The organism is uncultured Winogradskyella sp., from assembly GCF_947501905.1.
Taxonomy (GTDB): Bacteria; Bacteroidota; Bacteroidia; order Flavobacteriales; family Flavobacteriaceae; genus Winogradskyella.
Genome location: NZ_CANMXL010000001.1, coordinates 729,304 through 755,776, shown reverse-complemented (window position 1 = coordinate 755,776; position 26,473 = coordinate 729,304). Strand labels below are relative to the sequence as shown.

Sequence of the window (26,473 nt, the reverse complement as noted above, 5' to 3'; positions counted from 1 at the left end):
AGTTATTCATTCATTTGAATGCTTAATATTACTATATAAGCTTGGAAATTAAAAGATTAATGTAACAACCTATAGGTTTCATGTAATAAGTGGGATATATAGCTAATAATCGATTTATTAAGCTTTTGGGAGGTAAAATTTACACTTGTTAGCTATATATCCCACTTATTACATAGTATTTATTTTAACACGAAAAACTAAGGTACTTCGCGTAATAAACCAAAAAAATTTATTACATGAGAACCTATTCTGTATCAATAATTATAATTTTAATTCTTTTTACTCAGTCCTGTACAAAAGACTCCGTAGATGACAATTTTATTTCAAATCAAATAGACCTTAGCTTAGCTAATGAGACAAACCATGAAGTTGCCAATGCTATTCTGCTACGCATAAATTCATATAGACAAGACCTAAACTTGAATTCAATACAATTAGACGGCACTTATGCTACTGCATATGCCGTAGAGCATACAAAATATATGATTGAGAACAATACTATAAGTCATGATTTTTTTTATAAGCGTAAAAATGGCTTAAAAGCAGTAGGAGCTATAGAAGTAGCAGAAAATGTAGCTTACGGTTATAGTTCAGCTGAATCTGCTTTCAATGCCTGGCTAAACAGTTTGTCTCATAAACGTGTAATTGAGGGCAATTTTACACATGTAGGTATAGGGGTTTTGGTTGATTCTAATGACAAACCCTATTATACCTGTCTATTTTATAACTAAGTCTTTCAAGTATAAATTAACCACTTTATTCTTGCATTAAAATAACAGTTAGCATATGGTTTTATAGACGATTAATATTAACAGGTCATAGAATTTTTTATACTCATAAAGAAGTAACCAATATTATAATAAATAATTAGTTGTTTTTTTAGCACTTTTAATTACATTAGTGTAGTTTAAGAGGGGAACTATGCAAAATATCAGGGCTATAATAGTTGATGATGAGGTAAACAACAATGATTTACTAATTCATTTTTTAAAGCAATATTGTCCTTATGTAAATATTGTTGGGAGTGCAGTGACTAAAACTAATGCAATCCAAATCATTAATGAACAAAAACCAGACCTTCTATTTTTAGATATTATTTTAGATCAAGGCACAGGGTTTGATGTTCTAGAGAATGTAGACTACTCAAAAACAAAAGTAATATTTGTTACATCATTTAATGAGTTTGCGGTTAAAGCTTTTCGTTATAATGCTATAGATTATATAATGAAACCCATTAAAATAGAAGAACTAATTTCTGCTGTAGCAAAAGCATATAAGGATATAGAAAATAATTTTTATACCCAACGCAAACAAATCGATTTACTTTCTAATACTATTGAAGATTATGATAATTTAAATATTATTGCTGTTCCCTCAATGGATAAAATAGATTTTGTTAACCTTGATGATATAATATATTTTAAATCTGAAGGGCGTTACACAAATTTTTATATTAAAGGCAAGAAAACCTTAATGGCAACTAAAAATATTGGTAACTACGAGAAGACTCTAGAACAAAGTCATTTTTTTAGAATTCATAATAGTTATATTATTAATTTAATGCACGTAGTAAATATAAATAAAGCTGCGGGTAACTATTGTGAAATGTCTAATGGGGATTTATTGCCCATAGCTAAACGCAGACAAGAACAATTACACCGTTTTTTAGGGTTAAAATAAAAAGTGTGCTGAGTTTATGACACACAAAACAGTTCAATTATAACCATAATTAGACCGTTTATAACTATATATTACCAATTATTACATAGACTTTATTCAGGAGTATCAGTTAGACTACCTTAGTTATACTAATCTCTATATTTGATGAGCATATATAATATTGTTGTAATAGACAGTGATCAAAAATCTATAAAATTAATTCAAAATTATGTTGCAAGGTTTTTCCCAAATATTACTATAGTAGGTACGGCTCAAAACGTTGAAAATAGTATAGAATTAGTAAAGGAATTAAACCCAGATGCTGTAATTTTAGATACACATGTAGATTCCAACAACCCCTTTCGGATACTTGATGAATTAAAGTCTTATGATATTGAAATTGTAATCTTAAGTTCGTATGAACGATTTGCTGCAAAAGCAATAAAGTATGAAATATCTGATTATGTTCTCAAGCCTATAGAGTTAGAACAAATAACTAGTGCGCTCCATAAGGTGATTAAAAAATTGAGAACTAAAGAGTATATTCAAAATCTCAAAATAAAAGCTAATCATAAAAAAGCTGAAGATTTAGACATTATAGCTATCCCCACTTTATCTAAAGTAGAGCTAGAGCATACAAAAGATATTTTGTTTTTTGAAGCTCAAGGACGTTATACCACAATTCATTTAATAGATAATAAACAAATAGTTTCTAGTAAAAATCTAGGGGAATATGAAAAAAAGCTAAAGAATAAAGGATTTTACAGGGTCCATAATTCTTATCTAATCAATCTTTCTAAATTAAAACAGATGTATAAAAAAAGAAATAACTTTATTTTAGAATTAAAAGGTCACCAAAAGCCTATTCCAATATCAAAAAGAAAAGTTGACTCCTTGAAAAGATTTCTTAAAATTAAGGAGTAATATTTATTTTGTTTCAGAACGTTTTACAAGAAAAAACAAAACAATGGAAAGAATTATTAAAAAAAAATAGCAAATAGGCTCAAAATACACATTAGGGCTATAATTAAAGATAACCTGACCATTAAGAAAAAATAAAATGATGAAATATAAAATGATAACTGTTTTTATCTTTTGCATAGTTTCACAAGTTTAAAGGTTTAAATGTTGTAAAACTTATTTTAAAACAAAATTGCAAATAGATAACTGGTCATATATGAAAATAAACGGGCTAAAAACTGTAATAACTATTAAAATTCTAATAATTCTTTATGACATTTCTTTTCAAATTATTCCACAAAAAAAGGCAAGATGACTTCAATTATATATAAAAATGAAATTTTTTGCTTATGAATAATTATAATTCTGCGATTGAAGTTTCTTATACTTAGTGCATATTACAATCTCATATTTTGGAGAAAAAAGAAAAGGATATATAATCTTGATTTGAATCCCTCCGAAAAGAAAATGTGAAAATTTGGTATGATGAATTTTCTCTTAAACCTAGAAATGGTATTAAAAGACATAAAGATAAAGTTTTAAGTCAATTTAGATTTTGAGTTGTAGTAATTAGTCCTTCCTTTTTACAAAAGAAATAAAAAAAATTTCTTTGTAAGATTACTTTCTGTTCTCTGAAAATCTCAAAATCACCTTTGTTCCAGCTGGACTAAGGTTTTCATATAAATCTATAGTTTGAATAGAAATATTATGTTCATTTATCGTATTTGAGATATCTATACGTTCTTGTGATATTTTCGAAGACCATGATTGATGTATATTTTTTCTTTTTAACTTGTTTTCTTCGGCTACTTTTCTACCTACACCGTTATCTTCAACTTGAATTATAAAATCATTTTGTGAATTATTAAAGATAACTTTTAAAACTCTATTATCTTTTTTGGGAAGGAGTCCATGAATAATAGCATTTTCTACTATTGGTTGTATTAGCATATTAGGTATTTTTATAAGGTCTACTTCGACATTTTCTCCAATAATAAGATGATATTCAAGGTTGTTGTCTAAACGAATACTCTCTAGCTCAAGATAAGCCTCTATATACGATATTTCATTTTTAAGAAGTACATACTCGAAATTGTTAGTATCTAGGATAAGGCGCATTAGTCTCGAAAAAGCAATAATATACTTATTAGCAGCTAATTCGCCTTTAGTGATCATGGTACTTTGTATTCCGTTTAATGAATTAAAAATAAAATGAGGATTCATTAAAGCTCTAAAGGAGCGTGCCTCCAATTGTTTCATCCTATTTTGAATTTTAAATTTGGACTTCAACTGCCTGTTTTTGTAGTAAGCGCCTACAAATATTATTGTAATGACTAATACCAAAACAAAAAATCGAAACCAAGAAGTCTTATAAAACACTTCTTGGACCTCTATGGTATAGGTTAGATTATTGGTTTCTTTAGACTTGCTATCATAACCTTTTACCAATAGGGTATACATACCTGCTCTAAGCCCTTGGAGTTGGATCTGATTAATATCTTCAAGATTAACCCATTCATCATTGATTTCCTTTATTTTATATAGGTATGAACATTTTTCACTACCAGGAATATCATTAATGGCAAAGTGTAAGGTAAGATAATTTTGGTTGTATGGAAGTTCAAATTGAGTTCTGTTATTGATTCCGAATATTTGCTCCTTTCTCTTTTTAGATTCGGTATCAAAATGTGATATTTTAGTTAAACTGAGGATAGGTTTGTCGTCATCAATTGTAACCACTTTAGGATTAAACTTTGTAATTCCATTAATACTTCCAAAATAGAATGTTGAATCATTATACTTAAAGGAAGATTTGGCATTGAACTCGTTATTCGAAATCCCATCGAATTCAAAAAAATCGGAAATCTTTTCAGAAACCGTATTATAACAAACCAATCCATTATAGGTGCCTAACCACAAATTATTGTTTTCTCGATCTTCTAGCATTCCTACTATAAATTGATTTTTAAACCCTTTATTTTTTGATTTATTTTCACTAGTCAAAGTTACTGGATCTATCTTTTGCAACCCATTATCAGTACCTACCCATATAAAGCCATTTTTGTCTTGGATAATTAGTTCTATTTTATTACTGCAAATAGGCAAATCGGGGTTATTTTTTGTAAAATGATAGATTGAATCTACATCGAACTTTTTAAGATACAATCCATTATTTTCTGTCCCAATCCATAGTTCCTTTCTTTCTTTATTGAGGAGAATATCTTTAATTACATGATTTTTTAAATTCACCTGTGTTGAAAGAGTATTTCTATCGGTGAATTTGTGCTTGTTAATATCATATTCAAACAGGCCATTAGAGCCTCCTATATAGAGTTTATTATCATCTATGGGTTCAATGTCTTGAATATTACCGTATTTAGACCAGTTCAAATCTTCCGGTTTGGACAAGAGTTTATAGACCTTTGAGTTAAAGTTTATCTGGTATAGTTCACGTGAGTATCCATAGCCAATAGCAATAGAATCGTTGATAAAATGATACCCGATTAATACATTTCTTAACTTCTCCACTTTTCCTATAGGAGAAAGCACAAGAGGTTTAAATGTATCCTCGTTTATTTCTTTTCTAAAGAAACCTGAATATGTAGATACTATTACGCCACCATGTTTATCCTTATAAAACTGTCTGGTGCTTATTGGAAAATTATCCTTAAGATAGGTTTTAAAATAGTCCTTTTTTGACCTAAAAATGGAAAAACCATATTCGTTTAAAGTTATAATATCGTCTTTAAAGAAATCAAAATCCCAAAGATAAGTATTGTGTTCTATCTTTTTTTCTTTACGAAGTATTATTGCTTCTTTGTTTCTTGTGAAATATAATTTGCTTAATGTTGAGTTATCTTTTAGCCAAATTTCAATATCTCCTTTTTCGTTACTATACTTAAATAAGTTGCGTTGTTGAAAAGGAATTTCAACAATAAATTTATCTATAATTGCGTTGTAATGGTAACTATACTTTTGGTTATCATAAGAATAAGTTCCTCCTTTTTCCTGCCCAAAAAACTGATTCTTCTTAAAGGACAGCGTAGCCATGTTTTTATATTTGTTATAATTGGGCTCTGAAATCACTTTTATAATATCATTTCGTAAACTATACCAATGATTATGTCGTCTAATAATCAGTGAACCGTTGGGTTCTTCGGATACTATAGTCATATTTTCACTTCCATGAGAGAAATCAGAAATCGTAAAGGTTTTTAACATACCGGACGTATATTTAAAAATATAGCGATCATTGCTTCCAAACCATATGTTCTGCTTAGAATCTTCAAATATTGAAGTAATCTCTACAGTCTCTCCGGTTCCACCGTGTATTAAATTAATAGATAACCATTGCTCTCGTCCTGTTGTTAAGTCTTTGTAAAACACGCCTTGTTTAGTAGCTGCCCAAAGAACATTCCTACTAGATTCAAGTATATCATGTGTTATAGGAATATCAAGGCTATCGGGATGGTTATAGGGGATAAAAAACTGATCTCTCCCGTAAATTTTCATTAATCCATTAAAGGTGCTATACCAATAATAACCCTGTTTATTAATGAAGAGACACTTTTTAATTACAGCACTTTCACCATTATTGTTAGTCTCTATCCTTTTCACATTAATCTCTTGCGCAAACAATGTGGGAGGAAGCACTAAAAAACAAAGAGTAATAATTACTAAAAGCCTATTAAACATTCTATACATTTATAATTATGTCTAAAATAGTTAAATAAAAGGGTAATGTAGTAAAAAAGGTCATGGACTAAAATATGACTTTAAATAATTGAAAACCAATGGTTAGTATGAAATCTAATTATTGGTTTTCTATGTTCATTGATATATTGAAGAAATAGAAAATCTCTTAGAGACTATAAAATAAAGGTTTGTAAAATTGTTATGTAGTAAATTAGGTCATGGAAAAAATTCTATGTCCCAAATGTAAAGGAGTTTCAATAAAAAATGGATTCCAAAATAACAAACAACGTTATAAGTGTAAGCTTTGTAATCATAGGTTTCAACAGCAATATACATATAGAGCTTATCATAAAGATATAAATACTCTGATTAAAAGTTTACTGAAAGAGAGTTGTGGAATAAGAAGTATTTCAAGAATTATTGGTATTTCGGCAAAGACTGTGCTTTCAAGAATGTTGAAAATAAGTAAGCAAATTAAACCACCATACTTTCAAAAGTTAGGATGTAAATTTGAAGTAGATGAATTATGGAGTTTTATTGGTAATAAAAATAATGTCACTTGGATTACTTATGCCTTAGAACAACAAACAAAAGCCATCATTGATTTTATTGTAGGTAGAAAAACATCAGAAAATATAAGACCACTAATCAATAAAATACTTTTACTCCAACCCAGTAGAATTTATACAGATAGATTAAATATTTATCCACGTTTAATTCCTAATGAGATTCACAAACGATTTCAATATTGTACTAACAAAATTGAACGCATGAACTTAAACTTAAGAACTCATATTAAAAGATTAGGTAGAAAAACAATATGTTTTTCTAAAAATGAAAAGTATCTTGAAGCTCATTTAAGAATCTATTTTTGGGGATAATAGTTCTGAATTGAAGATTCTTATTAAAAATATACGTTTTTTAAAAATACTTTATAAATAGTTGAAACAAGGCTACACTCAGCATAAACATTTCGACTTAGCTCAATGCATCGCTTTCCGCCAATTTATTCCACAAAAAAGTCCAACATTTCTGTTGAACTTTGTTTGCTCCTCTTCTTGGGCTCGAACCAAGGACCCTCTGATTAACAGTCAGATGCTCTAACCAACTGAGCTAAAGAGGAAGGTGTTTTTCGCTTTTAGCGAGCGCAAATATAAATTAAATTTTTATTTACAACAAAGCGAAACATTGTTTTTTAAAGAAAAATCTAAATATTTTTAATTGGTTAAGGCTTTAAAGATATCGTTTCCATTAGCAAATAAAACTAAAGCTATTAAAATAAAGAATCCTATAACCTGTGCGCGTTCTAAAAACTTTTCGCTTGGTGCACGTCCAGAAATCATTTCGTACAACAAAAACATGACATGTCCACCGTCTAATGCTGGTATTGGCAATAGATTTAGAATAGCTAACATAATAGATAAGAATGCTGTGAGCTTCCAAAAAGAATACCAACTCCAAACATCAGGAAAAACGTCATAAATAGCTTTAAATCCCCCAAGACCCTTGTAGGCTCCTGTACTTGGACTAAATATAGCTTTTAGTTGACTAAAGTAATTGGTAATGGTTTTTGTGAATTTTTTACCACCAGCAGCAAAACTTTCTCCAAAAGTATATTCTCTTCTAAACACTTCGTAATAACCTAATTTTTCAAAGTCTGGGTGTATTCTGTATGGATTAAATCCAAACTTACCATCCTTATCTAAAGTTAGTTGTGTATTGATTAGTTTTCCGTCTCTAAGCAATTCCACATCAACATTTGTGTTTTTTATTCCATTAAGGTTGTCATTTAATTGGTCATAGTAAACAAGTTCTTTTCCGTTTATAGACTTAATGATATCTCCATCCTTAATGTCTTTAGATTTATTCGCAGAGCTATCGGCTATGTTTGCAACCATAAAAGGCACACGGTATTCAAATAAATCTTTATTTCTACTTGATGATAATTGACCTAAGAAATCTTCTGGCAAATCAAAGGTTTTTGTTTGCCCATCTCTTTCTATAGTGATGGATTGAGCTTCAATAAGATATTGACCAATATCAGAATCATTAACAATAGGATTATCATTTATTTTTAAAACTTTATCTCCAGTTTTAAATCCAGCTTCATTTAAAATTGGATGCTCAATCCAATACCCATCTTTTAAACTATCTACTTTTACATCGGCATCTCCATAACCAAAAGAAACAAATACATAAATCACATAGGCTAAAATAAAGTTGACTGTTACACCACCTAACATAATTATTAAGCGCTGCCAAGCAGGCTTAGAACGGAACTCCCATGGTTTTGGCGGTAATGCCATTTGTTCCTTATCCATACTCTCGTCAATCATCCCTGCAATCTTTACATAACCGCCGAGTGGTAGCCAGCCAATACCGTAAACCGTTTCTCCTATTTTCTTTTTAAATAAAGAAAACTTCACATCAAAAAATAGGTAGAATTTCTCCACCTTAGTTTTAAATAATTTGGCAGGTATAAAGTGTCCTAGCTCATGCAATACAATAAGCAAGGATAAACTGAGTAAAAATTGAGATATCTTTATTACAAATTCCATGTATCCGTTTTCAAAAATTCGATTGACAAAAGTAACGCTTTAAAGGGATTTAGAAAATTATTGACTTTCTATTCAACATTTTTTTAACAGCTCATGCCCTAAGTTTAAATTTAAACGTTAAATGCTGATAAAAATCATGAAAAAAATTCTGTTGAGATGTATCTTTGCACAGCTATAAATAAGTCAGTGATATGTCCTTAACCACATTTTTTAAAGGTTACAAAAAGTTTGGAATCTTCTTTTCTGTAATCTGCCTAGTTATTATTGGAATTATTTATAGTGTTCTTAATCAAAAGAAACCTTTACCCATTTGGAATCCAGAAAATGTTAACTTGGAAATGGTAGACGAAAGTATTCGTCATGTTTCTAAATACCACACTATAGCAGACTTTAGTTTAACCAATCAAAACGGTAAAACCATCACGCAAGACCATTACAAGGATAAAATCTATGTGGCCGATTTCTTTTTTACAACATGTCAAACCATCTGTCCAATAATGACGGACCATATGTACAAGATACAAAGTGCAACTTTTAAAGATGATGAGGTCTTATTATTATCACATTCTGTAACACCTGTTAAAGACAGTGTTCCAGTATTAAAAGCTTATGCAAAAGAAAAAGGTGTTGTAGATAGAAAATGGAATTTAGTTACCGGCGACAAAAAACAGATATATAAGTTAGCACGAAAGAGTTATTTGGCTGTTAAAGAAGATGGAAATGGCGATATCTATGATATGATTCATACCGAAAACTTCTTACTTATAGACAAAAAACGTCAAATTAGAGGTTTTTATGACGGCACCAAACCAGAAGATATTGAGCAGCTCCTCGAAGATATTGAAACGCTTAAATATTTTGGAGGTTCTTAAAAATGTGTGAAGCTTGTAACCTACACTGAATATTTTCTGTTATTTTTGCTTCTTTAAAATTATTCTAAATAAGCGAAACTCAATTTTTAGAAGTGAAACGCATTAAAAATTGGAGATTGAGCTTATTCCGATGAATATCGGAATCTCAAAAAATAAAGACATTGACATTAGCTGAACTAAAACGCGGACAACAAGGCATCATCAAGGATGTTTCTTCAAAAAGTATTCCTCTAAAACTTCTAGAAATGGGCTGTTTGCCTGGTAATTCTGTTGAGTTGGTTCAAGTGGCTCCATTTTCTGACCCGATGTATCTTAATATTAATGGCACACATTTAGCCATCAGAAAAGAAACCGCCAATCATATTTTAATAGACACCAACAATGAGTAAGCAGATTAATGTTGCTTTAATTGGAAACCCAAATACTGGTAAAACATCAGTTTTTAATGCATTAACTGGCCTCAACCAAAAAGTCGGTAACTACCCAGGTATAACGGTAGAAAAGAAAGAAGGTGTTTGCAAATTACCTCGTGGTGTAAAAGCACATATTTTAGATTTACCAGGAACATATAGTCTTAATGCATCCTCATTAGATGAAAGTGTTGTTATAGAATTACTGCTAAATAAAAACGATAAAGATTATCCAGACGTTGCAGTAGTTATTACAGATGTCGAAAATTTAAAACGAAATCTTCTTATATATACTCAGATTAAAGATCTTGAAATACCTACAATCTTGGTCATTAATATGTCTGACCGTATGGCTTACAAAGGCATTTCTTTAGATATTGAAACGTTAGAAGAACAACTCGATACCAAAATTGCTTTAATAAGTACCAGAAAAGGAAAAGGCATAGATAATTTAAAGGCTTTAATTTCAAATTATAAAAGCTTATCTATTGCGCCTTGTTTAAACACACAAGATATTGATACTTCTTATTTTGAAGGTTTAAAAAAAGCATTTCCAAACCAGTCTTTATATAAACTGTGGTTAGTCATAACGCAAGATGTTAACTTTGGTAAAGTAGATAGACAGTCTATTGCAGATACCTCTAGTTTTAAAACCAAATCGGAAACCGACCTTAAAAGGCTTCAGCAAAAAGAAACCATAAAGCGTTATCAGTTTATAAATAATGTTCTAAAAAATGGACAGACCATTGACTTAAGTTCCGCTAAAGATTTACGAATAAAGTTAGACAGAATATTAACCCATAAAGTTTGGGGGTATCTCATATTTTTCTTCATTCTGCTCACTATATTTCAAGCTATTTACGATTGGGCAGAAGTCCCAATGGACTTAATTGATAGTACTTTTGCTTCATTAAGCGAGTGGACAAAAAATGTATTGCCATCAGGAGCTTTTACCAATTTATTAGCCGAAGGTGTTATTCCTGGTTTAGGTGGTATTGTCATATTTATACCTCAAATTGCCTTTTTATTCTTATTCATTGCCGTTCTTGAAGAAAGCGGCTATATGAGTCGGGTTGTGTTTTTAATGGACCGTATTATGAGACGTTTTGGATTAAGTGGCAAAAGTGTTGTGCCACTTATTTCTGGTACTGCTTGTGCAATTCCTGCAATTATGGCTACCCGTAATATTGAGAGTTGGAAAGAACGCCTCATTACCATTTTAGTGACACCATTTACAACCTGCTCGGCAAGACTACCTGTATATTTAATTATTATATCCTTGGTTATTCCTGAAGGTCGATTTTTAGGCCTAAGTTATCAAGCACTAACTTTAATGTTACTATATCTTATAGGGTTTGGAGCGGCAGTTGGTTCTGCATACTTGCTCAATAAGTTCATGAAAATTAAGTCCAAGTCTTTCTTTGTCGTAGAGATGCCCAATTATAAATTACCACTATTTAAAAATGTTGCACTTACCGTAATTGAGAAAACAAAATCTTTCATATTTGGTGCTGGTAAAATTATTTTAGCCATTTCTATCATATTGTGGTTCTTGGCGTCTTATGGGCCGGGAGACCAGTTTAATAACGCTGAAGAAATTATAACAGAACAATATGCTTCAGATAATTTATCGCAAGAAGAATTAGACCAAAAAATAGCCTCTCATAAACTCGAATATTCATTTATTGGTATAACAGGACGTGCTATTGAACCTGCCATAAGACCTCTAGGCTACGACTGGAAAATTGGTATAGCCATTGTTAGTTCTTTTGCAGCTCGCGAAGTTTTTGTAGGTACACTTGCTACGATTTACAGTGTAGGCAGTGATGAAGAAGCCACTATAAAAAACAGAATGGCTAAAGAAATAAATCCTGTTTTAGGAACACCATTATTTAATTTAGCTTCGGGGATTTCACTATTACTATTTTATGCCTTTGCCATGCAATGTATGAGTACATTAGCTATTGTAAAACGTGAAACAAACTCATGGAAATGGCCAATATTACAATTAACAATTATGACTGCAATTGCGTATATTGTAGCATTAATTGCTTATCAGTTTTTAAAATAAGGTATTAGGATTACAAACGACTAAAACACTATGAACGATAGTATTCAAAACATATTAGTTTTTATTACCATAGGATTAGCATTGACGTTCTTAGTTCGAAAATTTATATGGAAACCTAAGAAAAAAGTTGTTAAAGCTTGTGGTAATGACGGTTGTGGTTGTCACTAAATCATTCTACTAATTCCTCAATTAAAAGCTTAAGACTATAATTTTCTTTTTGAATTTGATTATCTGCAACTGGATAAGGATATAGTGCTACGCCTGTAACCTTTAATAACTCTGTATCATACAAATTCCCTTTACTATTTGGTAGAAATACAGTTGGTGTAAAAGTCAATGTTTTTTCTATAATTCTTTTTCCTGATTTATAAATTTTAACCTTTACAACGGCTTCACCTGCAACGATACACATCACTGCTTTTGGACAACGAGAATCCGACAATACATCTACAAACCGTATTTCATAATCATTAAACGCAAAGCTCTTTCCAATAGAGATGTTATTGTATTCAACTAAAATCCCTTGGGTTTCTGGCCTTCCTTGACCACTAATAGATGCTGAACAAAACAGTAATAAGGCAACAACACGTTTTTTCATACCTAAAAGACTTCAATTTCTATTAGCCGTTACAAAAGATATAAAAAAGATGATTTTATTAAATATTTTAGTTAATTTTGAAAAATTTTTAAGCTTACTTAAAAATTAATTAAAGCAATGCAAAATGTCAGTAGCAATAGAAAACTTTGTAAAGGCCATTTACAACAATGAAAATCATGATATTACAGACACAAAACCTGGGAACATAGCATCTAAGCTTGGGATATCGAGTGCTGCAGCTACAGATATGGCAAAAAAACTAGATGCCAAAGGCTTACTCAATTATGAAAAATACCAAGCGCTTCGCCTAACAAAAAAAGGCGAAAAAATGGCACTAAACGTAGTGAGGAAACATCGTCTCTGGGAAGCTTTATTACATCAAATGTTTGATATGTCTTTACATGAAATTCATCGTGAAGCAGAGTTGTTAGAACATGAGACATCAGATTTTTTAGCTGAAAAAATTAGCGAATATCTCGGTCACCCAAAGTTTGACCCACATGGTGACCCAATACCAAATGCCGATGGAGAAATTACAACAAAAGATACCTCAATCGCTTTAATTAATGCGGAAGAGAACACAGAATATATTGTCTCTCGCTTAATGAGTACAGATAAAGAATTCTTTGAGTTTTGTGCCCTTAACGGTATAAAATACGGAAATAAAATTGCAGTGAAAAAACAATTCCAGAATTCAAAAATGACACAAATAACCATACACTCAAATACTATTGTTCTTAATCAGGACTTCACACAAATTATCTATGTTAATGAAATCAATTAAATTCATTTTAATCACCATCTTAATTTCTATTTCATTTAAAGGAATAGCACAAGACCAAGACGAAAGATTAAATAATCCTTTAGTAACCGACAGGCCTGATGCTACTGAAGCATCTTCGACTGTTGGGAAAGGAGTACTTCAGTTTGAAACAGGTGGTCTTTACGAATCTTTCGAAGCCAATAACATAAAAAACGAAAACTACACTTACAATACAATGCTTATCCGTTACGGATTACTAGATAATCTAGAATTGCGCTTAGGTTGGGATTTTGTTGAAGGCGTGACTAAGGTAAACGGCACTAAACTAAACAATGTTACCAGTGGATTATCACCGTTATTATTGGGTATGAAAATAGATGTTGCCAAAGAAAATGGTGCAATGCCAGAAATTGCATTAATTGGGCATGTATTTCCAATTTTTAGTGCTGGGCAAGATTATAGACCTGAAACAACAGCGGTCGATTTTAGATTTTCCTTATCTCATACACTAAGCGAAAACTCAAGTTTAGGATATAATATAGGAGCACAATGGGGCGACGATTCTTCTGAAGCAGCTGCTATTTATACATTGGCTTATGGGTATAGCCTTTCAGATAAATGGGGAATGTACGCCGAAGTTTATGGCGACTTACCTGAAGACAGTTCTGCAAACCATTTTTGGGATGCTGGCTTTACCTATTTAGCGTCTAATGATTTGCAATTTGATGCTTATGTAGGCACTAGTATTACTGAAGGTCAAGATGTATTAATAGGTATGGGATTAAGTTATAGAATAAAACCAAAACAATAATGAAAAAGCTAATTGTATTAATCGCAGTTGTTTGTTTATTCAACTGTAAAAACGAAACTGAAACTAGTGGGAAACTAAAAGTGGTAACGACGACGACCATGATTACCGATTTGGTGAAAAACATTGGCGGTGACTTAATCGAAGTTGATGGTTTAATGGGTAGTGGTGTTGATCCTCATTTGTATAAAGCTAGTGAAGGCGATGTTACCAAATTAGTCAATGCTAACATTATTTTTTACAATGGTTTACATCTTGAAGGTAAACTTGTAGAGGTTTTCGAGAAAATGGGAAACACTAACAAAACTCAAGTTGCCTTAGGTGAAGGCTTAGATAAATCTCAACTCATTGGTTCGGATTATTTTGCTTCAAACTATGATCCGCATGTGTGGTTTAATATTGAATTCTTCAAACAATTCACAAAAGAAGTTACTAAAGTATTATCTAAAAAAGACCCAAAAAATGCAATCAATTTTATTGAAAATGAAAAGGCATATTTAGCTAAATTAACAGCACTTGAAACCGAAGTTTCTAATATCATCAATACACTTCCAAAGGAAAAACGTATCCTAGTTACAGCTCATGATGCTTTCAATTACTTCGGGAAAAATTACGATTTTAATGTGGTTGGTCTTCAAGGATTATCTACTGCTACTGAAGCAGGTGTTAAAGACGTTCAGAAGCTATCCAACTTTATTATTGAAAATAAAATTAAAGCCATTTTTGTTGAAAGCTCAGTACCTAAACGAACAATTGAAGCTTTAGTGGCTGCTGTAAAAGCCAAAGACCATAATGTTGAAATTGGTGGAACCCTTTACAGTGACGCTCTAGGAAATGCAGGCACTATTGAAGGTACCTACATCGGAATGTTTAAATACAATGTAAATACCATTGTTAACGCACTAAAATAATGGAACAAAAAATAGCCGTAAAAGTAGACGACTTAACCGTAGCTTATAACTACAAACCTGTACTTTGGGATATCGATTTAGAAATTCCTGAAGGTGTACTCATGGCTATTGTAGGTCCAAATGGCGCTGGAAAATCTACGTTAATAAAATCTATTCTAGGCATATTAAACCCTATTGCAGGTAGTGTCAGCATCTATGATAAACCTTACAAAAAACAGCGTCAACTTGTAGCTTATGTACCTCAAAAAGGAAGTGTAGATTGGGACTTTCCTACAACGGCATTAGATGTCGTTATGATGGGGACTTATGGAAGCTTAGGCTGGATAAAACGTCCTGGTCAAAAGCAGAAAAAAGCGGCATTAGAAGCCTTAGAAAAAGTGGGGATGCTTCCTTTTAAAAACAGGCAAATAAGTCAGCTTTCTGGTGGACAGCAACAACGTATCTTTCTAGCAAGAGCTTTAGTACAAAACGCATCTATCTATTTTATGGACGAACCTTTTCAAGGCGTAGACGCTACAACTGAGATTGCTATTATCAATATTTTAAAAGAATTACGAAAAGCGGGGAAAACGGTAATTGTTGTTCATCACGATTTACAAACCGTGCCAGAATACTTTGATTGGGTCACCTTCTTAAATGTAAAAAAGATAGCGACTGGACCTGTCAAAGATATTTTTAATGATGATAATTTAACCAAAACTTACGGTATTAATTACAAAGTAAGTATTCAGGAATAATGGACTTAAAAGAATATTTTTCTTTAGTCTTTAATGACTACACGCTACGTACCATAACTCTTGGCACAGCCATTTTAGGTGCAGTAACTGGAATGTTAGGGAGTTTTGCCGTACTCAGAAAGCAAAGCCTTTTAGGAGATGCCATAAGTCATGCGGCGCTTCCAGGAATCGCTATTGCGTTTTTAATAACAGGCACAAAAGACACTAATATTTTACTTCTAGGAGCTTTAGTAAGTGGTCTAATTGGTACATTCTGGATTAGAGGTATTGTTAAAAAAACTCATCTCAAATCAGATACTGCATTAGGCTTAATTCTCTCCTTATTTTTTGGATTTGGAATGCTGCTTCTCACATTTATTCAAAAACAACCTAATGCCAATCAAGCTGGTTTAGATAAATATTTGTTTGGACAAGCCGCAACTCTTGTTGAAAGTGATGTTTGGTTAATGGCTATTGTCACTGGGCTTTGTGTATTAGTATTATTGCTTTTCTGGAAAGAATTCAAAATACTTCTATTCGATGCAGATTATACAAAAACGCTTGGGTTTAATACAAAGACTATAGATATTCTTATTACAAGCTTTATTGTTTTAGCTATTGTTTTAGGATTACAAACCGTTGGTGTCGTATTAATGAGTGCCATGCTTTTAGCACCTGCTGCTGCTGCAAGACAATGGACAAATAGCTTAGCAAAAATGGTGTTTCTAGCGGCAATATTTGGTGCATTTTCAGGTGTGTTTGGCACAGCCATAAGTGCAAGTCAGAACAACTTATCTACTGGGCCAGTCATTGTGTTAGTAGCCGCTGTTTTTGTTGTGTTTTCATTTATTTTTTCACCAAGTCGTGGATTACTGTTCAAGCAAATCCGGTTTATAAAAAATCGCCGTGATTTAGAATTAAATAAAACCCTTGCTTTTATGCATCAGATTGCAGAAACACACGAAGATATTTCGCATCCTCATACTATAAAAATCTTAAACAACTTTCAAGGTTACACAAAAGGAACACTCAAAAAACTAGTTGATAAAGGTTTTGTGCAACTTCAAGGCAATATGTGGAGCTTAACAAAACTAGGTTATACTACAGCAGCAAATTTATACAACCAACAAACCGATAGTAATGAATAGTGCTCAGATAGAAATACAACTCATTGCTAGTCTAGTTGCTGTAGCTTGTGCTATTCCAGGGACGTTTTTAGTACTCAGAAAGATGGCAATGATTAGTGATGCCATAAGTCATTCAATCCTTCCAGGAATTGTTGTTGGGTTTTTTATTACGCACGATTTAAATTCGCCATTACTAATTGTTTTAGCCGCTTTAACAGGAATTATTACAGTTGTTTTAGTTGAATATATTCAGAAAACCGGTCTGGTAAAAGAAGATACTGCTATTGGACTAGTATTTCCTGCTTTATTTAGTATCGGCGTTATTATGATTGCCAAAAATGCCAATGATGTACATTTAGATGTTGATGCCGTATTACTAGGTGAATTGGCTTTTGCCCCTTTTGATAGATTAATTATCGCAGGAACAGATGTGGGGCCAAAAGCACTTTGGATTATTGGTATGATTTTAATCATTACACTAACATTGCTTATTGCCTTTTTTAAAGAATTAAAGGTGAGCACTTTTGATAAAGGCTTAGCAACATCTTTAGGGTTTTCGCCAGCCATTATCCATTACGGACTAATGTCTGTATCGTCAGTGACTACAGTTGGTGCTTTTGATGCTGTTGGGGCCATATTGGTTGTAGCCTTAATGATTGCACCTGCCGCAGCTGCCTATTTATTGACAAAAAATCTCAAAAAAATGTTAGTGCTTTCAGTAGTTTTTGGAATTTTTAGTGCTGTGTTTGGTTATTGGGTGGCACATTGGTTAGATGCCTCAATTGCTGGTTCTATTACCACAGTTTTAGGATTGTTGTTTTTAGCCGTTTATCTTTTTGCGCCAAACAAAGGTATTATTGCTGTGTTGTATCGCGAAAAACAGCAACAAGCAGAAGTCTCTTTAATTACTTTTTTGTTACACTTAAAAAACCATAGTGAAGTTGAAGAACGCCATGTAAATCATTTACGAGAACATATCAATTGGCAAAAAGTACGTGCAAAAAAAGTGTTGGATTTAGCTCAAAAAAATAATATGATTCATATTGAAAATGATGTAGTATCTCTTACTGAAAAAGGTGAAACCTTTACCTCTAAAGCCATCGATTATATCATTACTAACGAAGATGCCCAGATTGAAGACATGAAGGATGACTTCTTTTTGTTTAGAGGGTAGTTAAATTTCAATACAAAGTATAATAATCGCTAACGCTAAGTCGTAATTAATGGCAATATATAACAAACATAAAATAGTTATTGACAGCTCTTGGGGATTAAATAATGATATCGTTAGTACTAAAGGTGTATAGAATTATAGATTTTAGGAATATGTATTCAGTTATGGCATAAACCTAGCTATAGATTCAACCACTTTTTAAACTCCGCAGCTTTGTTTTTACTTATAATAATATCAACTTCAGAGTTTGGGTTAATAAGTATCTTTAACTGATTGTTACCATACTTTACAATCTTATCAATTGATGATATGGCGATAATAAACTGTCTGTTTGCTCTAAAAAAATAAGTATTGTCAAGATTGGTGTATAGCTCGTCTAAGCTAGAGTTAGAAGTAGAACGCTTACCATCAGAACAGAGAACATATGTAATCCCCATATCTGTATAGATGTAAGCAATATCTTCTGTAGATACAGATACAAGTTCGTTTCTAACATATGTAAGGATTCTCTTTTTAGCGCTGCTATCAACATCTTCATTTAGTAAAGACCTATCTGATACTTGTTGCTGATAAGTGTCTAAAGCACTATTTAATTTTGAAAGATTTATAATTTCGTCAGATAGTTTTTCATTCTTTATCTCAAGCTTTTTTTCGTATTTACTACCTATCAAACGTACTATCAATACAGATGAAAGTATAAATAGAAAGCCCATAACCAATAATATAATCTGAAAATTACTTCTAATCTTTTTTATTTGTTGCGATACTTTAAACGTATTGGCATGTGCACCAACAATCCAATCAGAGTTGGCTACCGGATAAATAAATATAACCTCTGAGTCTTGATTGTTTTTAAGACTAGGAGTATCACCTATGTCTTCATGTTTTTGTAATAACTTGTAGAGGTCTTGCGATGTAACTTCGTCTGATACAGAAGAAATAAAAGATTCTTTGTTACTTATAGACTGTCCTAATTGTTTTACATCTGGATGACAAACGATATCACCAGACCAATTAAATACACTTACAAAACCAGCGTCTAAGTTTGAGTTTTCTATACTTTGTTGAATACTTTTTATGGACACTTCTTTAGATATGCCATTTTCTAATTGGTTACCAATTAGCATAGCCACTTGTTTAGCTTCTCGTTTGCTAAACTCTAATTGAGTCTCTAAAACCTTTTCTGCAGCTTCATTAACAAAATACCTAATTGCCACACTAGAGATAATTAAAAACACTAATGACAACGATAAAAATGTAAGTAAGTACAGTTTGTCTTTACGCATGGAAATCTAAAAATATATGCGAATATATAAATTTTGTATGCATAAGCTTAAAGAAACATAACGAGCATTAACATCTGTTTCTTTAAATATGAAAGACTATTTTATGTTTTAGAAGTATTTTTTCAAGCTTAATTATTCAGTTTTAAATCACATTTATTCCTTAAAAGTGGAATAGTAGTATTCTTTCAAGTGGTTTTTTTCTGTTTCAGACGCGTTTTTTCCTCTTCAGCCAGTTTCTTTTTCAACACCCATTTCATGAGCGTAGTATTGCAGTATAAATGTTGAACAACTTTTTATTTGAAAACTACATTAAAAAACTCAAAACAAAACAATAAAATGAAAACAACAAGACTAATTTTTTTAATGGTATTAGCACTTAGCATTTTTGCTTGTGCGAGCGATAGCGAAGATGATTTCGTTGACACTGGGAATGATATAGAGAATCCCGATGACACAGATGACACAGACGATACTGACGACGACACGGATGATGATGCAGAACCTTTAGTTAATTATGTTGATGATATTGAGCCTATAATGAGTGCCGCTTGTGTAAGCTGTCATGGTGCTCCACCAACAAATGGAGCTCCTTTTGCTCTTGTAAATTTCACTCAAGTTAGTCAAAGAGCCAATGGTATTTTTAATAGAATGAACTTATCTAATGGAGCTCCAGGAGCAATGCCTCCTTCAGGCAGATTGCCACAATCTACTATCGACCTAATTCAGCAATGGATTGATGATGGTAAGCCAGAGAATTAAGAGGCTTTGGTTAACACCAAGTACTCCATTTTGCATAATTAAGTTATGTTTTTTCGATTGATTAAGTCTATAACTAAGGGTAGAAATACCCTTGGCTGTAGATGATTCTTAAAAGAAAATAGTATAACCTATTACACCAAATAAATCAATACACATGAAAACAACAAAATCAACCTTTTTACAGATACTTTTTGTAGCTATGGTTTTTATAACGAGTTCTGTAACTGCTCAAAAACTAATAGATAAAAAGGGTAAGATAACTTTTGAAGCTTCAGAAAAAACATTTGAGCCTGTTAAAGCTACTAACGCTTCAGTTACTGCTATTTTAAATACAGATACAGGTGAAATGGCTTCGTTGGCTTTAATGAAGAGTTTTAGATTTAAAAACTCTTTAATGGAAGAGCACTTTAATGAAAATTATATAGAATCGGAAACCTATCCGAAAGCTAAATTTAGGGGGGAACTATTGGATTTCGACTATTCTAACTTAGGTGAGAATACAACTAGTGTTACTGTCGATGGGAAAATTGAATTGCGTGGAAAAGAAAAACAAATTAGAACAACGCTTAACATTAAGAAATCCAATGGGTCAATAATCATGCAGGGGTCGTTCAAGGTGACCCCAGCTGATTTTGATATCGAAATACCAAGCATTGTAAGAAAGAAAATAGCAAATGAAATCATTGTCTACCTAGACTTTAACCTACAATAAAATGAGAAAGAAGATATATATGCTTCTTGGGGTCTTAATTATTGGTTTAATATCTGCATTTTTAGTTTACAACTATGTTTTTAATAGTGAGCATAGAGATATAGCTAATGAAAAGGCTACTGTAAGCCTTTCTGCTAAAGATATCTTTGAGCAATTTCAAACTAACGAAGCATTAGCAACTACCAACTATCTAGACCAAGTTATAGAGATGAAAGGAGGCATTACTTCAATAGAAGATAATGATGTTGTTCTTAGTAATGGTGTACAAGTGAGTTTTAATTCTCAAGAAACTTTAAAGTTTCAAAAAGGAGAACAAATAACTATAAAAGGCAGGTGTGTAGGCTATGATGAGTTGCTCGAACTCGTAAAGATTGACCAATCAACACTAATCAAATGAATCAATTAAAATGAAATACTTATATATACTAACCTTTCTGTTTCCAGCATTGTTTTTTGCGCAGGAAGACTTATTTTCAGAAATAGATTCTGAAACAGAAGAAGACTATAAAACAGCCGCTTTTAAAGGCCTCAAAATTGTAAATTTTGAATCGACTAAGATGATATCTAAAAAGGAACTCTATTTTGTGGTATCTCACAGATTTGGGTCTTTAGAGACAGGGTTAAAGGACTTTTTTGGCCTTGATCAAGCCGTAACAAGACTTAATCTTATCTATGGTGTCACAGATGCAATTAATATTGGCGTTTCAAGAAGTTCTTTCCGTAAAATTTATGAGTCTTCTTTAAAAATAAGATTACTTAGAGAGAAAAAAGGAGGTTCGCCATTTACAGTTGTTAGTTCAAGTAATATATTAATCAACACATCTTTGGATGATGCATTTTTACCCGGTTTAGAGTTTAAGAATAGACTAGGTTATACCACACAATTATTAATCTCTAAGAAGTTTAATAAAAACTTCTCATTGCAGCTAATGCCTACATTTTTTCATGATAATTATGTAGATGTTAATGAGCAAGACAATTCGCAATATGTTATAGGTTTTGGTGGTAGACATAAGCTTACCAAAAGATGGTCTATAAACTTTGATTACGGTGCGCACTTGAACAGAGCAGATACGTCGCCATTTAAAAACCCACTTTCTATTGGGTTTGATTTAGAAACTGGTGGCCATGTATTCCAATTACATTTTACCAATGCGCAGCCAATGAATACAAATGCATTTTTGGGGCAAGCAACAGGAGATTGGGGTGATGGAGATATTTTCTTTGGCTTTAATTTATCAAGGGTATTTTAATTAATCATTAAGCATATGACATCAACAGCAAAAATAGAAGTACAACAACGCTTTTGTAAAAATTGTTCAGTTTGTATAAAAAAAGAACTACAGGTTATAGAAAACGTAAAAAATGTAAGACTATATCCTAAAGAGTCTCTGATTATCTTCAATTTTATTAAGGCAGATAAATTATCTACCGCTTTAAATGTTCTGTCTAGATTGGGATACCCTGAAAAAGGAGAACGAATTGAAGAAGAGTTTTCTAAATCTCTTTGTAGTTGTTAATGCCTCTTATTGCCATAATTAAGATGAAAACAACAACGACTATTTAGAGTTTAGTTTTATTGGTTGATTTTGTAATCCCTAGAGAAATAAAACACTTTGGGGATTAATTTTATGTCCCATACAATAACTAACGAAAAGAGTCAGTAAATTTGTAGTACAATGTCAATGTTATTAAATACATACATACAATTATTTATTCCAAAGCTTTTACTTATTGTATTAGTATTTTTAGGACTAAATAGCTGTACTGAAAATTCAGATAAAATGGTTACTGAGTCTTTAGATGTAAAACAATTTCATGTTGACCAAATCATTGAAAAAGATTTAAACTTTAATGAAGATAACCTTATTGAAAATGTTGTGCTAGTTGAAGGTATTATTCAAGATATCAATAGTCTAAACAATCGCTCTACAATTATCCTTAAAGGGAAAAAAGAGACCGATAGATTGGTAATTTGCGACATGCAGAAAAATCAAAAATTAGCCATAAATAGTTTAAATTTGGGAGATGAAATTAGCATTAAAGGTATTCTTAAAGGCACCTTAAATGATGTTATTCTCTTAAATTGTATAATTCCCCAACCAAAAACAAATGAATAAATCTTTTTTGGCGTTACTATTAATACTAGGTTTTGCTATTACCCAAAGTTCAGAGAAGGTAATTGCTAGGCAAGGTCAAGTGTCATTCTTTTCATATACTTCTGTAGAAAATATTAAAGCAGAAAACAATCAAGTTTCTAGTATCATAGATCTTCAAGAAGGCACTATTGCCGTTGATATGCTTATGAATGCTTTTATTTTTGAAAAAGCCTTAATGAGAGAGCATTTTAACGAAAGTTATATAGAATCTGATATTTACCCAAAAGCAACGTTTGAAGGTAAAATATTAAATTTTGAGGCTAATATTCAAGGTACGCAAATTAAGATCATTAAGGGTGTATTTAAGATGCATGGCGTGTCTAAAGACATAGAAATTAAAACTAAAATCGAAAACAATAATGGCAATTATATACTCTCTGGCGTTTTCGAAACTTTTGTAGAAGATTATAACATCAATATACCACCATTACTAGCAGGCAATATTGCAAAAAGTATAGAAGTAAATTTTAAATTTGAATATCTGCCATATGAAAATTAAAAAAACAGTAATAGCATGTCTTTTACTTTTGGGTAGTGTTCAAATGTCTACTGCCCAGGATTTGTTAGAGATTTTAAATAAAGAGCAAAAAAGCGCTACAAACTATGTGCCACCAGCGTTTAAAATGACTAGAGTAGCTTTTGGGCACTCAACAGAGGTTAGGAGTAAAGGTGTATTAGAATTGTTCACCGCAACTCGCTTTTGGAATTTACCAGGCGATCGTTCTCAGAGTTTTGCAGCTGATAAAATGACGACAAGGATAGCATTAGAATATGGTGTGTCAGACAGATTATCTTTTGGTATGGGAGGCACTACGTTTGATGGTCTTTTTGATAGCTATCTTAAGTATAAATTATGGAGTCAGCAAAAGGGAGAGAAATCTGTGCCTTTTAATATTACTTTATTACAAACAGGAAGTTATAATAGTAGTTCGGGCTCTATATACTCAGGCTTATCTGGAGATTTTTCAGAAAGATTAGCCTTTACATCTCAAGTACTTGTTTCAAGAAGAATGACTTCAAAATTTTCTTTGCAATTGGCACCAACGTTTGTTCATAAACCTTTAGGTGTGCCTAATCAAGATAATAAGAATTTCTTCGCACTAGGTTTTGGAGCAAGGTATAAGCTTGGACCTCATTTGGCATTAGTTTCAGAGTATTACAGGACATTTAATCCTATAGATTCTTTTGACACTTATGACCCTTTTGCTATTGGCGTTAATTGGGAATTAGGAGATATTTTAATTCAGCTCATGTTGACGAATACACGTAATATGGTTGAGGACACGTTTATCACCCAAACCCGAAATAACTTTAACTTTAAAGACCCTAATTTACACTTTGGATTTAATGCCACATATGTATTTCACTTAAGTAATACGCTGAAGAATAAATAAAATTGTAATGCTAAGTTATTAAAAGAACAAGCTAGCTTTTTAATTTTTGTGAGTCAGTAAAATGTTATTCAAAATCTACCTTGCAAACTTGCTTCTCTAAGTTTTCTAGCATTACTTGAGTCATTTTATCTAGGTCAAAATCATGTTGCCAACCCCAATCTTTTCGTGCTATGTTATCATCAATAGATGAGGGCCAGCTGTCTGCGATGGCTTGTCTAAAGTCAGGCTTATAAGTAATTGTAAACTCAGGAATGTATTTTTTTATACTTTCAAAAACTTGTTGAGGTGTAAATGATATGGCCGCTAGGTTATATGCCGAGCGTATATTAATTTTTTCAGTAGGAGCTTGCATTAATTCTGTAGTGGCTTTTATAGCATCGTCCATAAACATCATAGGAAGTTCAGTGTTTTCAGAAAGAAAACATTCATAAATACCTTCTTTTACAGCTTTATGGTAAATCTCAACAGCATAATCTGTAGTTCCTCCACCTGGCATAGCTTTGTGACTAATAATACCTGGATATCTAATACTACGTACATCTACACCATATTTCTTATGATAATACTCGCACCAACGCTCACCAACTTGTTTGGTAATACCATATACTGTAGTAGGTTCGCAAGTGGTATGCTGAGGTGTATTTTCTGTAGGAGTTGTTGGTCCAAAAACGGCAACACTACTTGGCCAAAATATTTTTTTGATAGTGCCGCCTTTAGCTAGATTTAAAACATGAAAGAGCGAATTCATGTTTAAGTCCCATGCTTCCATTGGGTATTTCTCTCCTGTAGCACTAAGTAGGGCCGCCATGAGATAGACAGTATCGATATTATAATTTTTGCAACAATCTTTTACTGCATTAAAATTTTTGGCATCAATAATTTCAAAAGGACCAGAATTAACCAAGTCTAGATTACGGGTGTTAATATCACTAGCAATGACATTTTCTACACCGTATAGTTCTCTTAATCTTGTCGTAAGTTCAGTGCCAATCTGTCCACATGCACCTATAATTAATATTTTTGAAGGCATATCGAATTTTTAAATGATTATCAAAAATAACAAGAATTAACACTAGTTTTTCAATAATAAATCAGAAAAAATATAGTTTTAATAAGAATTTAGTATTTGATATTATAGACATTGAAATACGGTTAGATGCTATTTAAGTTTATTTATCTTTACCACATCAGTAATTTATTGTATTAATGAGAATAAAATTTCTATACATTTTGGTCTTGGTAGTATTTTTTAGCTGCGGAGATGATAATTCAAAAACTACCCCTAAAGTTTTAGAAGAACAAAAACAAGATACTAAAACCATAACGGCTAAAGCTATAGAGAGTTTTAAATACAATGATTATATCTTAAGTGAAGATGCAAAAAAAGAAGTTGCACAATGGACGAGATTTCAGGAGTTGTCTACGCAAATTTCTTTTTTAAAGAAAGCGGATGTTACATTCTTTACAGCTGAAAAAGATACTTTAAAAGTTTTCTTGGATAGCCTTAAAGTAAGTTTACCCGAAAATATTAATACAAACCCAATTAACTCTAGAATCTCAGTTTTGGAAACAAAACTTTTGAAATTAAATAATGATTTGACATTAGATAATTATTCTGTCGATAATAAATTAGGAAGTATAAGGGATTTACTTATTGCTAATTCTAATCTTATTTTTGGGATTAATAAAAAACTTGAATTTGATAAAAGAGATAAGGAAGCTATTCGACCTTATGATGAATAAGCACATTACTGATTAGCTACAATCTCATTAAATCTTTGTTAAGATGTAACAAATTTTGATTTTTCAGGTCTAAATAATAACTACTTTTAATCAAATT

28 protein-coding genes and 1 tRNA gene are annotated in these 26,473 nt (G+C 31.8%); 23 read left to right on the top strand and 6 right to left on the bottom strand.

Annotated features, from left to right (window positions below):
- The first annotated feature begins 236 nt into the window (after window positions 1-236).
- From Q0770_RS03505 to Q0770_RS03495, 3 genes are all read left to right on the top strand, one after another.
- The gene (locus tag Q0770_RS03505; protein ID WP_299114026.1) at window positions 237-731 is read left to right on the top strand and encodes a CAP domain-containing protein; all 495 of its coding nucleotides are present in this window, start codon (window positions 237-239) and stop codon (window positions 729-731) included.
- A 190-nt stretch (window positions 732-921) separates the two neighbouring features.
- A complete protein-coding gene (locus Q0770_RS03500; protein ID WP_299114024.1) occupies window positions 922-1,680 on the top strand; it encodes a LytTR family DNA-binding domain-containing protein in 759 nt (252 codons plus the stop codon).
- Window positions 1,681-1,824: 144 nt separating this feature from the next.
- Window positions 1,825-2,583 carry a LytTR family DNA-binding domain-containing protein gene (locus tag Q0770_RS03495; RefSeq protein WP_299114022.1) on the top strand — a complete coding sequence of 253 codons (759 nt, stop codon included), beginning with the start codon at window positions 1,825-1,827 and terminating at the stop codon, window positions 2,581-2,583.
- 654 nt (window positions 2,584-3,237) lie between these two features.
- On the opposite strand, the gene Q0770_RS03490 is transcribed toward Q0770_RS03495, so the two are convergent.
- Window positions 3,238-6,237: a sensor histidine kinase gene (locus Q0770_RS03490; protein WP_299114020.1), complete on the bottom strand. Its 3,000-nt coding sequence runs from the start codon at window positions 6,235-6,237 to the stop codon at window positions 3,238-3,240.
- A gap of 296 nt (window positions 6,238-6,533) precedes the next feature.
- Between Q0770_RS03490 and Q0770_RS03485 the strand changes: the two genes are divergently transcribed.
- Entirely contained in the window at window positions 6,534-7,196 is a 663-nt protein-coding gene (locus Q0770_RS03485; protein WP_299114018.1) for an IS1 family transposase, read from the top strand.
- A 168-nt stretch (window positions 7,197-7,364) separates the two neighbouring features.
- Here the strand turns inward: Q0770_RS03485 and Q0770_RS03480 are convergent.
- Window positions 7,365-7,438 (bottom strand) — tRNA-Asn (locus Q0770_RS03480).
- A gap of 94 nt (window positions 7,439-7,532) precedes the next feature.
- Window positions 7,533-8,873, bottom strand: a complete 1,341-nt coding sequence (rseP, locus tag Q0770_RS03475) for an RIP metalloprotease RseP (protein ID WP_299114016.1) — start codon at window positions 8,871-8,873, stop codon at window positions 7,533-7,535.
- Between the two features lie 191 nt (window positions 8,874-9,064).
- On the opposite strand from rseP, the gene Q0770_RS03470 reads away from it, so the two are divergent.
- From Q0770_RS03470 to Q0770_RS03455, 4 genes are all read left to right on the top strand, one after another.
- Window positions 9,065-9,745, top strand: a complete 681-nt coding sequence (locus Q0770_RS03470; protein ID WP_299114014.1) for an SCO family protein — start codon at window positions 9,065-9,067, stop codon at window positions 9,743-9,745.
- A 161-nt stretch (window positions 9,746-9,906) separates the two neighbouring features.
- Window positions 9,907-10,134: a FeoA family protein gene (locus Q0770_RS03465; protein WP_299114012.1), complete on the top strand. Its 228-nt coding sequence runs from the start codon at window positions 9,907-9,909 to the stop codon at window positions 10,132-10,134.
- Window positions 10,127-12,226, top strand: a complete 2,100-nt coding sequence (gene feoB / locus Q0770_RS03460; RefSeq protein WP_299114010.1) for a ferrous iron transport protein B — start codon at window positions 10,127-10,129, stop codon at window positions 12,224-12,226. Before Q0770_RS03465 ends, feoB begins: the two co-directional genes overlap by 8 nt.
- Window positions 12,227-12,256: 30 nt before the next feature.
- On the top strand, window positions 12,257-12,394 hold the full coding sequence (locus tag Q0770_RS03455; protein WP_299114008.1) for a FeoB-associated Cys-rich membrane protein: 138 nt from the start codon (window positions 12,257-12,259) through the stop codon (window positions 12,392-12,394).
- 1 nt (window position 12,395) lies between these two features.
- Here the strand turns inward: Q0770_RS03455 and Q0770_RS03450 are convergent, their stop codons facing one another.
- Entirely contained in the window at window positions 12,396-12,824 is a 429-nt protein-coding gene (locus tag Q0770_RS03450) for a hypothetical protein (protein ID WP_299114007.1), read from the bottom strand.
- Between the two features lie 124 nt (window positions 12,825-12,948).
- On the opposite strand from Q0770_RS03450, the gene Q0770_RS03445 reads away from it, so the two are divergent.
- The 6 genes from Q0770_RS03445 to Q0770_RS03420 are packed head-to-tail and all read left to right on the top strand — an operon-like array spanning window position 12,949 to window position 18,323.
- Window positions 12,949-13,608 carry a metal-dependent transcriptional regulator gene (locus Q0770_RS03445; protein WP_299114006.1) on the top strand — a complete coding sequence of 220 codons (660 nt, stop codon included), beginning with the start codon at window positions 12,949-12,951 and terminating at the stop codon, window positions 13,606-13,608.
- Entirely contained in the window at window positions 13,595-14,398 is an 804-nt protein-coding gene (locus Q0770_RS03440; RefSeq protein WP_299114005.1) for a transporter, read from the top strand. The genes Q0770_RS03445 and Q0770_RS03440 overlap by 14 nt, the downstream gene beginning before the upstream one ends.
- On the top strand, window positions 14,398-15,306 hold the full coding sequence (locus tag Q0770_RS03435; protein WP_299114004.1) for a metal ABC transporter solute-binding protein, Zn/Mn family: 909 nt from the start codon (window positions 14,398-14,400) through the stop codon (window positions 15,304-15,306). Before Q0770_RS03440 ends, Q0770_RS03435 begins: the two co-directional genes overlap by 1 nt.
- Entirely contained in the window at window positions 15,306-16,043 is a 738-nt protein-coding gene (locus Q0770_RS03430; protein ID WP_299114003.1) for a metal ABC transporter ATP-binding protein, read from the top strand. The genes Q0770_RS03435 and Q0770_RS03430 overlap by 1 nt, the downstream gene beginning before the upstream one ends.
- Entirely contained in the window at window positions 16,043-17,170 is a 1,128-nt protein-coding gene (locus Q0770_RS03425; RefSeq protein ID WP_299114002.1) for a metal ABC transporter permease, read from the top strand. The genes Q0770_RS03430 and Q0770_RS03425 overlap by 1 nt, the downstream gene beginning before the upstream one ends.
- A complete protein-coding gene (locus Q0770_RS03420) occupies window positions 17,163-18,323 on the top strand; it encodes a metal ABC transporter permease (protein WP_299114001.1) in 1,161 nt (386 codons plus the stop codon). The genes Q0770_RS03425 and Q0770_RS03420 overlap by 8 nt, the downstream gene beginning before the upstream one ends.
- A gap of 179 nt (window positions 18,324-18,502) precedes the next feature.
- On the opposite strand, the gene Q0770_RS03415 is transcribed toward Q0770_RS03420, so the two are convergent.
- Window positions 18,503-19,609 (bottom strand): LytTR family DNA-binding domain-containing protein, encoded by a 1,107-nt coding sequence (locus Q0770_RS03415; protein WP_299114000.1) that lies wholly within the window; start codon window positions 19,607-19,609, stop codon window positions 18,503-18,505.
- Window positions 19,610-19,945: 336 nt separating this feature from the next.
- Between Q0770_RS03415 and Q0770_RS03410 the strand changes: the two genes are divergently transcribed.
- The 8 genes from Q0770_RS03410 (at window position 19,946) to Q0770_RS03375 (ending at window position 24,633) form a co-directional block, all read left to right on the top strand.
- Window positions 19,946-20,368 (top strand): hypothetical protein, encoded by a 423-nt coding sequence (locus Q0770_RS03410; RefSeq protein ID WP_299113999.1) that lies wholly within the window; start codon window positions 19,946-19,948, stop codon window positions 20,366-20,368.
- Window positions 20,369-20,522: 154 nt separating this feature from the next.
- Window positions 20,523-21,080, top strand: coding sequence for a YceI family protein (locus Q0770_RS03405; RefSeq protein WP_299113998.1), 558 nt, complete (start codon window positions 20,523-20,525; stop codon window positions 21,078-21,080).
- Between the two features lies 1 nt (window position 21,081).
- A complete protein-coding gene (locus Q0770_RS03400) occupies window positions 21,082-21,477 on the top strand; it encodes a hypothetical protein (protein WP_299113997.1) in 396 nt (131 codons plus the stop codon).
- Between the two features lie 10 nt (window positions 21,478-21,487).
- On the top strand, window positions 21,488-22,333 hold the full coding sequence (locus tag Q0770_RS03395; protein WP_299113996.1) for a DUF5777 family beta-barrel protein: 846 nt from the start codon (window positions 21,488-21,490) through the stop codon (window positions 22,331-22,333).
- A gap of 15 nt (window positions 22,334-22,348) precedes the next feature.
- Complete coding sequence (locus tag Q0770_RS03390; RefSeq protein ID WP_299113994.1) at window positions 22,349-22,600, top strand: hypothetical protein; 252 nt, start codon at window positions 22,349-22,351, stop codon at window positions 22,598-22,600.
- A 159-nt stretch (window positions 22,601-22,759) separates the two neighbouring features.
- Entirely contained in the window at window positions 22,760-23,200 is a 441-nt protein-coding gene (locus Q0770_RS03385; RefSeq protein WP_299113992.1) for a hypothetical protein, read from the top strand.
- The gene (locus Q0770_RS03380) at window positions 23,193-23,738 is read left to right on the top strand and encodes a YceI family protein (RefSeq protein ID WP_299113990.1); all 546 of its coding nucleotides are present in this window, start codon (window positions 23,193-23,195) and stop codon (window positions 23,736-23,738) included. Before Q0770_RS03385 ends, Q0770_RS03380 begins: the two co-directional genes overlap by 8 nt.
- On the top strand, window positions 23,728-24,633 hold the full coding sequence (locus Q0770_RS03375; RefSeq protein ID WP_299113988.1) for a DUF5777 family beta-barrel protein: 906 nt from the start codon (window positions 23,728-23,730) through the stop codon (window positions 24,631-24,633). The genes Q0770_RS03380 and Q0770_RS03375 overlap by 11 nt, the downstream gene beginning before the upstream one ends.
- A 64-nt stretch (window positions 24,634-24,697) precedes the next feature.
- On the opposite strand, the gene Q0770_RS03370 is transcribed toward Q0770_RS03375, so the two are convergent.
- Entirely contained in the window at window positions 24,698-25,663 is a 966-nt protein-coding gene (locus Q0770_RS03370) for an NAD-dependent epimerase/dehydratase family protein (RefSeq protein WP_299113986.1), read from the bottom strand.
- A 176-nt stretch (window positions 25,664-25,839) separates the two neighbouring features.
- Here Q0770_RS03370 and Q0770_RS03365 point away from each other — a divergent pair, with 176 nt between their 5' ends.
- On the top strand, window positions 25,840-26,376 hold the full coding sequence (locus tag Q0770_RS03365) for a hypothetical protein (RefSeq protein ID WP_299113984.1): 537 nt from the start codon (window positions 25,840-25,842) through the stop codon (window positions 26,374-26,376).
- The last annotated feature ends 97 nt before the right edge of the window (window positions 26,377-26,473 follow it).

What these genes read in the sequence shown, in the direction of transcription:
- Q0770_RS03440 (WP_299114005.1), top strand. Translation starts at nt 13,595, where the DNA reads ATGAAATCAATTAAATTCATTTTAATCACCATCTTAATTTCTATTTCA.
- Q0770_RS03455 (WP_299114008.1), top strand. Translation starts at nt 12,257, where the DNA reads ATGAACGATAGTATTCAAAACATATTAGTTTTTATTACCATAGGATTA.
- Q0770_RS03435 (WP_299114004.1), top strand. Translation starts at nt 14,398, where the DNA reads ATGAAAAAGCTAATTGTATTAATCGCAGTTGTTTGTTTATTCAACTGT.
- rseP (WP_299114016.1), bottom strand. Translation starts at nt 8,873, where the DNA reads ATGGAATTTGTAATAAAGATATCTCAATTTTTACTCAGTTTATCCTTG.
- feoB (WP_299114010.1), top strand. Translation starts at nt 10,127, where the DNA reads ATGAGTAAGCAGATTAATGTTGCTTTAATTGGAAACCCAAATACTGGT.
- Q0770_RS03415 (WP_299114000.1), bottom strand. Translation starts at nt 19,609, where the DNA reads ATGCGTAAAGACAAACTGTACTTACTTACATTTTTATCGTTGTCATTA.
- Q0770_RS03375 (WP_299113988.1), top strand. Translation starts at nt 23,728, where the DNA reads ATGAAAATTAAAAAAACAGTAATAGCATGTCTTTTACTTTTGGGTAGT.
- Q0770_RS03420 (WP_299114001.1), top strand. Translation starts at nt 17,163, where the DNA reads ATGAATAGTGCTCAGATAGAAATACAACTCATTGCTAGTCTAGTTGCT.
- Q0770_RS03470 (WP_299114014.1), top strand. Translation starts at nt 9,065, where the DNA reads ATGTCCTTAACCACATTTTTTAAAGGTTACAAAAAGTTTGGAATCTTC.
- Q0770_RS03385 (WP_299113992.1), top strand. Translation starts at nt 22,760, where the DNA reads ATGTCAATGTTATTAAATACATACATACAATTATTTATTCCAAAGCTT.
- Q0770_RS03495 (WP_299114022.1), top strand. Translation starts at nt 1,825, where the DNA reads ATGAGCATATATAATATTGTTGTAATAGACAGTGATCAAAAATCTATA.
- Q0770_RS03430 (WP_299114003.1), top strand. Translation starts at nt 15,306, where the DNA reads ATGGAACAAAAAATAGCCGTAAAAGTAGACGACTTAACCGTAGCTTAT.
- Q0770_RS03500 (WP_299114024.1), top strand. Translation starts at nt 922, where the DNA reads ATGCAAAATATCAGGGCTATAATAGTTGATGATGAGGTAAACAACAAT.
- Q0770_RS03485 (WP_299114018.1), top strand. Translation starts at nt 6,534, where the DNA reads ATGGAAAAAATTCTATGTCCCAAATGTAAAGGAGTTTCAATAAAAAAT.
- Q0770_RS03400 (WP_299113997.1), top strand. Translation starts at nt 21,082, where the DNA reads ATGAGAAAGAAGATATATATGCTTCTTGGGGTCTTAATTATTGGTTTA.
- Q0770_RS03395 (WP_299113996.1), top strand. Translation starts at nt 21,488, where the DNA reads ATGAAATACTTATATATACTAACCTTTCTGTTTCCAGCATTGTTTTTT.
- Q0770_RS03425 (WP_299114002.1), top strand. Translation starts at nt 16,043, where the DNA reads ATGGACTTAAAAGAATATTTTTCTTTAGTCTTTAATGACTACACGCTA.
- Q0770_RS03370 (WP_299113986.1), bottom strand. Translation starts at nt 25,663, where the DNA reads ATGCCTTCAAAAATATTAATTATAGGTGCATGTGGACAGATTGGCACT.
- Q0770_RS03365 (WP_299113984.1), top strand. Translation starts at nt 25,840, where the DNA reads ATGAGAATAAAATTTCTATACATTTTGGTCTTGGTAGTATTTTTTAGC.
- Q0770_RS03405 (WP_299113998.1), top strand. Translation starts at nt 20,523, where the DNA reads ATGAAAACAACAAAATCAACCTTTTTACAGATACTTTTTGTAGCTATG.
- Q0770_RS03390 (WP_299113994.1), top strand. Translation starts at nt 22,349, where the DNA reads ATGACATCAACAGCAAAAATAGAAGTACAACAACGCTTTTGTAAAAAT.
- Q0770_RS03450 (WP_299114007.1), bottom strand. Translation starts at nt 12,824, where the DNA reads ATGAAAAAACGTGTTGTTGCCTTATTACTGTTTTGTTCAGCATCTATT.
- Q0770_RS03380 (WP_299113990.1), top strand. Translation starts at nt 23,193, where the DNA reads ATGAATAAATCTTTTTTGGCGTTACTATTAATACTAGGTTTTGCTATT.
- Q0770_RS03505 (WP_299114026.1), top strand. Translation starts at nt 237, where the DNA reads ATGAGAACCTATTCTGTATCAATAATTATAATTTTAATTCTTTTTACT.
- Q0770_RS03445 (WP_299114006.1), top strand. Translation starts at nt 12,949, where the DNA reads ATGTCAGTAGCAATAGAAAACTTTGTAAAGGCCATTTACAACAATGAA.
- Q0770_RS03410 (WP_299113999.1), top strand. Translation starts at nt 19,946, where the DNA reads ATGAAAACAACAAGACTAATTTTTTTAATGGTATTAGCACTTAGCATT.